The sequence below is a fragment of the Pseudomonas sp. UM16 genome (assembly GCF_050312595.1).
GTDB lineage: Bacteria > Pseudomonadota > Gammaproteobacteria > Pseudomonadales > Pseudomonadaceae > Aquipseudomonas.
On record NZ_JBNPJT010000005.1, the window covers coordinates 291,217 to 298,784 of the forward strand.

The following is a 7,568-nucleotide window of genomic DNA, read 5'->3' on the forward strand; positions in this document are numbered from 1 at the left end:
GCGGTTCCTTTGAACAGTACAGGGTTGGGTAAGGCAATCATTGGCCCGGCGCGCGCTGGCGCCAGGCTTGAGAACGTTGCAGCAGGCCACGCGAGGCCCAGGCCAGGAGCAGTGAAACGGTGGCGCTGGTGAGCAGAATCAGGGTCGACATCGCTGCCGCACCGCCGACGTTGCCAGCATCGTCCATGTTCAATACGGCGACGGCGGCGAGGATGGTGTCGGGGCTGTAAAGGAAGATCGCCGCCGACACGGTGGTCATTGCCGAGACGAACAAGTAGCGAATGATGTCCAGCAACGCCGGCAGGCAGATCGGTACGGTGACCCGCAGAAAGTGGCGGTACAGCGGTGCCTTGAGCGACAGCGCAGCCGCTTCGAATTCGCCATCGAGCTGACGCAGGGCGGTGGTCGCGGTCATGTTTGCGGTGGTCAGGTAGTGCGCAATGGTGCACACCACCAGCAACGCCATGCTGCCGTAGAAAATGTGCAGGGGGTTGCTGCTCAGGTTGAAGAAGAACACGTAACCTAGGCCCAATACCAAACCCGGCACCGCCATCGGCACGAAGCTGAGCAAACGCAACACCAGGTTCAGCGAGCGCTGGCCCTTGGTCTTTTCCATCAGGTAGGCGCCAGTGAAGATCACTGCGCTGCCGATCAACGCCGTGCCCAGCGCCATGGTCAGGCTGTTGGTGTAGGCCAGCCAGCCGCCACCGGCGGTTTCGTCGAACTGATAGTGCTTGAGCGACAAGGTCATGTTGTAGGGCCAGAAGGTCACCAGCGACGAGTACACCGCCATGCCTACCACCAACAGCAGCACCGCGCAGACCATCAGCACAATCGCCAGGAACCAGGCATCGCGACGGCGCGACGGCTGCGGCAGAAACACCTGGGCACGGCCGCTCATTGAGTCACCCTGGCGTCGACGCAGCCAGGCATCGACGGTAAAGCTGAGCAGGGCTGGTACCAACAGAACCATGCCGATCAATGCACCGCGACCGAATTGCTGCTGCCCGACCACGGCCTTGTAGGCTTCCAGCGCCAACACCTGATAGTCGCCACCAACCACTACCGGCACACCGAAGTCGGTGATGGTCAGGGTGAACACCAGACAGAACGCGGCGAACACCGCCTGCCGCGTAGCCGGCCAGGTAATGCTGTGGAACGCGCGCCAAGGACCGGCGCCCATGCTCGATGCGGCATCGAACAAGCGCGCGTCAGCCAGCGACAGTGCCGACAGCAGGATCATCAACGCATGGGGAAAGGTGTAGATCGCTTCACCAAGGACAATGCCCCAGAAGCCATAGATATTGTCGCTGAGCAGCCCGCGCAGCAGGCCCTGGTTACCGAACAGATAAACCAGCGCAATGGCCGGCAACATTGAAGGTGCCAACAGCGGCAGCAGCGAGATACCCCGCCAGATACGCTTGCCGGGGATCAGCGTGCGTTGCAGGGCATAGGCGAACAGATAGGCCAGCGGCACAACGATCGCAGCAACACTGAGCGACACCTTGAGACTATTGCCCAGCAACCAGTGAAAGTTGGCACTGGCAAACAGTTCGCGCGCGGCAACCAAGCCACCGCCCTGCCCGGCATCACTGCTGAAACCACGCCAGAAGATCGCCAGCAGCGGCATCAACACCGCGACGGTCAGCAGGAGCAGCAGCAGCCATTTACCGCCGACCACGAACAATCGATCACCCAGTGAAGCGCCGGAGCGCTGTGCTGCCTTCGCCTGTGCGATCGGCATGGCCATTGGCGCGGCCATCTCAGGCAAACACCTGCAGGCTGCGCGGTGGCAAGGCCACCCAGATATCCTGGGAGCCCAGGCGCGGCATCGACTCAGGAGCGACTTCGGCCAACAGGGCATGGCCTGGCAGCTCGTTGAACTCGAAACTCATGCGGCAGCGGTTGCCGAGGAACGTAATCTCACGTACCCGTGCCGGGAACAGGTTTTCTTCATGCACCGGCGGGTTGACGCTAATCGCTTCGGGGCGGCAGAACAAACGACCGCTGCGGGCTTGGCCGGCACCCTCGGCCAGACGCATGTTCAGCGCACCGACTTGAGCATGACTGTCACTGTGACGCTGGAACGGTAACCAGTTGCCCTGGCCAACAAACTCGGCCACGAACGGAGTGGCGGGCTTGTCGTAGATGTCCTGAGGCGTGGCGTATTGCTCGACCTGACCGTTGTTCATCACCGCGATGCGGTCGGCCATGAGCATGGCCTCGTCCTGATTGTGCGTGACCATCAACGTGGTAATGCCCAACTGGCGCTGCAACTGGCGAAGCTCCGTGCACAGGTGCTCGCGAACACGGGCATCAAGGGCCGACATCGGCTCGTCGAGCAGCAGCAAGGACGGCGCTGGGGCCAAGGCGCGCGCCAGGGCTACCCGCTGCTGCTGACCACCGGAAAGCTGGCCAGGGTACTTTTTCTCGCTGCCGGATAGACCGACCAGCTCCAGCATTTGTGCCACGCGCTGGCGCACTTCATCACGACCGCTACCTGCCAGGCCGTAGGCGATATTGGCCTCGACCGTCAGGTTCGGAAACAACGCATAGGACTGAAACAGGATGCCGTAGTCACGGGCTTGAGGTGGCAGATCGGAGATATCACGATCACCGATATACAGGGTCCCCCGGTCCTGGCGTTCCAGGCCGGCGATACAGCGCAGCAGCGTGGTCTTGCCACAGCCGGACGGGCCCAGCAGACACACCAACTCACCGGCGGCGATGTCGAGGGAGACATCCTGCAAGGCGGTAAAGGCGCCGAAGCGCTTGTGGATACCGCGCACTTTCATTTGTGCGCCAGGGTTTGCGAGCGGCGTGTTCATGGCAGGACCTCATTGAACGAATGAGGGTCATGCTAGGGAGCTAATGCGAAGGTTCTGTGGCTAGGAAGCAAAAGATGGTGATAGTGGTATAGGCAGATTTTGGTGTGGCCCATTGGAAGCATCGCAGAACCGCTAGGAGCTGGCCTTGTCATCGGAGCGGGTGCAAAGCGCCTGCCCTGCTATATCTCAACCGCCGCCACTTCCTGCGCTAAACCGAGAAAAGCTGCCGGCAAGCGCGCCTGCCGCCGCTCTTTCAGGCAATACAGGTATTCATGCATCACCGGCGCATTCTCCAGGCTCAGCACCCGCAATTCAGGGTTATGCGGCACTTCATGGCGGGCAATGAGACTGATACCGATGTTGCGCAACACTGCTTCGCGAATCGACTCACGGCTGCCGATTTCCACAATCGAGCCAACCTTGACCCCCGCCTCATCGAGCATCTGCTCGGTCAATTTGCGTGTGGTCGAACCCTGCTCACGCACCAACAGGCAATGCCCGGCCAACGCAGAGAGCGGCAACGATTCACGGCTGGCCAATGGATGATTGCGATGCACCGCCACCACCAACGGGTCGGTGCCTAGCACGCGGCGTACCAAACGAGCGTCTTCAACCAGTTGTGACGAAGCCGCCAGGTCTACGCGATAGTCCTCAAGCAGTTCCAGCACCTGCTGGGAATTGCCGATTTCTACCGAGACTTCGACCTGCGGCAGGCGCTCGCGAAAGATCTTCACCAGATCAAGGATGTAGTACGGCGCGGTCGCGGCAATGCGCAAGCTGCCTTGCGCCTGACCACTGTTGCGTAGGAAGAACTCGATATCGGCTTCCTGCTGCAGCAACGCCTTGACCATCGGCAGCAGCCGCGTGCCGTCATCGCTGAGGGTCAGGCGTCGGCCGCCGCGGTAGAACAGTTCTACCGCATACTGGCTTTCCAGGTTGCGGATCTGCGTGGTGACTGTCGGTTGGCTGAGCCCGAGTTTCTTCGCCGCCAGGGTAATGCTGCCCAGGCGGGCAACCATGTAGAAGGCTTTCAACTCGGAACTCAACATACATCCTCTATTTTCGCAGTAAGCGCAGGCCGTTGAAGACCACCAACAAACTCACGCCCATATCGGCGAACACCGCCATCCACATGGTTGCCATACCGGCAAAGGTGATCGCCAGGAATATCGCCTTGATCCCCAGCGCCAGCACGATGTTCTGGGTCAGGATCGCCGCAGTATCGCGGGAGAGCCTGACGAACGCCGGGATTTTGCGCAAGTCATCATCCATCAGCGCCACGTCGGCGGTTTCAATTGCCGTGTCGGTGCCAGCAGCAGCCATGGCAAAGCCAATCTCCGAGCGGGCCAATGCCGGGGCGTCGTTGATCCCGTCGCCAACCATTCCCACTCGATGCCCTGCAGCGTACAGGTCTTCGATCGTCTTGAGCTTGTCAGCCGGCAGCAGATTGCCATGGGCCTGATCAATGCCAACCTGCGCGGCAATCGCTTGAGCAGTATGGGGATTGTCGCCGGTGAGCATGACAGTCTTGATACCCAGCTCATGCAGTTCGGCAATCGCTTCACGGCTGCTTTCCTTCACCGTGTCCGCAACCGCGAACAGGGCCAGCGGGCCGGACTTGTCGAGCAGCAGCACCACGGTCTTGCCCTGGCGCTCCAGCGCATCCAGCTGTGCTTCAAGCTGCGGCGAGCACAGGCCCAGCTCTTCGACCAGGCGGTGGTTGCCCAGGTGGTACAGCTCACCGTCGATTTCACCGCGCACACCACGGCCGGCCAGGGCTTCGAAGGCAGTTACCTCACTGAAAGCCAGTTGCTGCCCGGCGGCGAACACCGCAATGGCACGAGACACCGGGTGATCGGAGCGCTCGGCAAGGCTGGCCGCCAACGCCTGTGCACGGCCTTCGAACAGCGGTTCGAGTACCACATGATCGGTTTGCACGGGTTTGCCGTGGGTGATGGTGCCGGTCTTGTCCAGCGCCAGGAAGTCGAGCTTGCGCCCACCTTCAAGGTAAACCCCGCCTTTGACCAGGATACCTTTGCGCGCTGCAGCCGCCAGACCGCTGACGATGGTCACCGGGGTGGAGATCACCAGGGCACAAGGGCAGGCAACCACCAGCAGCACCAGAGCGCGGTAGATCCAGTCGAACCAGGCGCCAGCCATGAACAATGGCGGAATCACCGCAACGGCCAGCGCAAAGGCAAATACGGCCGGGGTGTAGATGCGCGAGAACTGATCGACAAAGCGCTGAGTCGGCGCACGGGCGCCTTGAGCTTCCTCCACCGCCTTGATGATCCGCGCCAGAGTCGATTGCCCGGCAGCTGCCGTCACTCGGTACTCCAGAGCGCCAGCCTGGTTGATGGTGCCAGCGAAAACCTTATCGCCTGGGCCTTTCTCCACTGGCAGACTCTCACCGGTAATCGGCGCCTGGTCGATGCTCGACTGGCCACTGACCACCTCGCCGTCCAGGCCGATACGTTCGCCTGGGCGCACCCGTACCAACGCGCCGAGCGCCACTTGCTTGACCTCAACTTCATGCCATTGACCGTCGGCTTGTCGCACAGTGGCCATATCCGGCGTGAGTTGCATCAACCCGCCAATCGCGTTGCGCGCACGGTCCAGTGAGCGTGCTTCGATCAACTCGGCGACGGTAAACAGGAACATGACCATAGCCGCTTCCGGCCACTGACCGATCAGCACCGCGCCAGTCACGGCGATGCTCATCAGCGCGTTGATGTTGAGGTTGCCGTTCTTCAGGGCGATCCAGCCCTTCTTGTAGGTACCCAGACCACAACTGAGGATCGATACCAGAGCGACCAGCGCCACGACCCAAGAAGGCCCCAACGCGGCGAAGTGAATGACTTCAGCGCCAATCGCCGCAACCCCCGACAGCGCCAGGGGCCACCAGTGTTTTTTTGCAGGTGTTGGCGTGTATGCAGGCTCCTCACTGGTGTCGTTCAGGGGTTCGGCCTGCATGCCCAACGAGGCCACTGCCTGTTCGATCGCCGAAGTGTCGCCATGGGTATGGCGGACTTCGAGCACGCGGTTGATCAGGTTGAATTCAAGCTGTTCGACCCCCGCCAGTTTGCCCAGCTTGTTCTGGATCAGGGTCTGTTCGGTCGGGCAATCCATCGCCTCGATGCGGAAGCGGCTCAGGCGCGCATTGTCGCTGGCAGCATCACCGAACTGCACCAACGACGGCGCGGCCTCGTGAGAACAGCAACTGTGTGCATGCTTGGCGTGGTCATGACCGTGGTCGTCTTTAGCGTGGATGTGGCTAACAGGCTGGTTCATAGGTTCATCCCTAAATGTCCTGTTGCCAAGTGAACACCCTGTAGCCACTATAGGGTCAAGCAACCTGTCGAGGTATTTGCAGATGAAGATCGGCGAACTGGCCAAAGCCACCGACTGCGCGGTGGAAACCATCCGTTACTACGAGCGGGAAAACCTGCTGCCGGAGCCTGCGCGTAGCGAGGGTAATTACCGGATGTACACCCAGGCTCATGTTGAGCGCCTGACCTTCATCCGCAACTGCCGCACCCTCGACATGACCCTGGAAGAGATCCGCAGCCTGCTGCGCCTGCGTGACAGCCCGGAGGATCAGTGTGAAAGCGTCAATGCGCTGATCGACGAGCATATTCAGCACGTCAATGCGCGTATTGATGGGTTGCAGGCGTTGCAGGCGCAACTGCTGGAGCTACGCCAGCATTGCCATCCCAAAGAGGTGCAGTGTTCGATCCTCCAGCACCTGGAGGTCAATGGCGCAGTGACAGCGCCGGAGGCGGAGCATTCGCATGTGGGTAGGAGCCATGGTCACTAATGGGTTCCAGCGAATTTATCTAAAATTTCGGATTTAGACACTTTCGGAACTATCCTACGCACACTGCCGCCTTTTCTCTGTTGTTGAGAAAATGCATCAGGGCTAATTTCCTCGGGTCGTCATTTTTGGCGGCCGGGCGTGAGAAACCCGATGACATTAGAGCAGCCAGTTATGGCGGCTGTGCGCGGGCAGACCTCGGTCTGGCCGAGTTTCCTATGTCCTCGGTTTCTCACCCCGCGTGCAGCTGCCACCCAATCTTGTGAGAAGGATTGAGGTGGAGGCTCCTAAATCGACTGGGAGTTAAACCATGAAAAAAAATTGTTCCTGACCCACCACGTCCCCTCATCACCACCCCCTACTTCTCCATCCACAGTGACCTGATCCCTTCAGACTCCCTGGCTTACGCCAGCGAACTACTACGCGGCATCCACGAAACCACCGACGAATTCTGCCGCGCCCACGCCAATGAACCCGGCCAAAGCATGCTGGTGAATGTGCTGTATTCGGCTGATATGGCCAGGGCGCTGGTTGAGCATGCGCTGTGCAAGCTGCAAGGAGTCAAGCCATGAGCATGGAGACCGGCAAGACGGCAGGTGTGGTGGATTTCATCCGCAGCGAGCAATCACCGATGGGGCTATTTCGTATTGCGCCAGGCGTGCCGTGTGACTACGCGCTGGAACAAGCCTCAACCGTGATGGGTTGTGTGCACAAGCTGATAGAGGCGGGGCTCCTGGATGAAGACGGCGAGATGATGTGGGCCGCTTATTTTCTGAACGAATTCGCCAAGGCGATCATTGATGATGTGGGGCTGGGGATGAAGAAGAGTTGACCCCCGGTGGGAGCGGGCAAGCCCACTCCCACTGAACAGCCTACCGCTTTCAGACCATTCCTACGTGCTCTGCTGTGTTTTCTCTATTGTTGGG

The 7,568-nt window shown here is 60.3% G+C and carries 7 protein-coding genes; 2 read left to right on the forward strand and 5 right to left on the reverse strand.

Annotated elements, in window-relative coordinates:
• Positions 1 to 37 precede the first annotated feature (37 nt).
• The 4 genes from ACQRAX_RS08270 to ACQRAX_RS08285 form a co-directional block, all read right to left on the reverse strand.
• The gene (locus ACQRAX_RS08270) at positions 38 to 1,762 is read right to left on the reverse strand and encodes a putative 2-aminoethylphosphonate ABC transporter permease subunit (RefSeq protein WP_412038860.1); all 1,725 of its coding nucleotides are present in this window, start codon (positions 1,760 to 1,762) and stop codon (positions 38 to 40) included.
• A 1-nt stretch (position 1,763) separates the two neighbouring features.
• Complete coding sequence (locus tag ACQRAX_RS08275; RefSeq protein WP_412038859.1) at positions 1,764 to 2,828, reverse strand: putative 2-aminoethylphosphonate ABC transporter ATP-binding protein; 1,065 nt, start codon at positions 2,826 to 2,828, stop codon at positions 1,764 to 1,766.
• Positions 2,829 to 3,007: 179 nt separating this feature from the next.
• Positions 3,008 to 3,877, reverse strand: coding sequence for a LysR family transcriptional regulator (locus ACQRAX_RS08280; protein ID WP_412038858.1), 870 nt, complete (start codon positions 3,875 to 3,877; stop codon positions 3,008 to 3,010).
• 7 nt (positions 3,878 to 3,884) lie between these two features.
• The gene (locus ACQRAX_RS08285; protein WP_412038857.1) at positions 3,885 to 6,119 is read right to left on the reverse strand and encodes a heavy metal translocating P-type ATPase; all 2,235 of its coding nucleotides are present in this window, start codon (positions 6,117 to 6,119) and stop codon (positions 3,885 to 3,887) included.
• Positions 6,120 to 6,201: 82 nt separating this feature from the next.
• Between ACQRAX_RS08285 and cadR the strand changes: the two genes are divergently transcribed.
• Positions 6,202 to 6,645, forward strand: a complete 444-nt coding sequence (cadR, locus tag ACQRAX_RS08290) for a Cd(II)/Pb(II)-responsive transcriptional regulator (RefSeq protein ID WP_412038856.1) — start codon at positions 6,202 to 6,204, stop codon at positions 6,643 to 6,645.
• A gap of 416 nt (positions 6,646 to 7,061) precedes the next feature.
• Here the strand turns inward: cadR and ACQRAX_RS08295 are convergent, their stop codons facing one another.
• The gene (locus ACQRAX_RS08295; protein ID WP_412038855.1) at positions 7,062 to 7,199 is read right to left on the reverse strand and encodes a hypothetical protein; all 138 of its coding nucleotides are present in this window, start codon (positions 7,197 to 7,199) and stop codon (positions 7,062 to 7,064) included.
• A gap of 11 nt (positions 7,200 to 7,210) precedes the next feature.
• On the opposite strand from ACQRAX_RS08295, the gene ACQRAX_RS08300 reads away from it, so the two are divergent.
• On the forward strand, positions 7,211 to 7,474 hold the full coding sequence (locus ACQRAX_RS08300; RefSeq protein ID WP_412038854.1) for a DUF3077 domain-containing protein: 264 nt from the start codon (positions 7,211 to 7,213) through the stop codon (positions 7,472 to 7,474).
• The last annotated feature ends 94 nt before the right edge of the window (positions 7,475 to 7,568 follow it).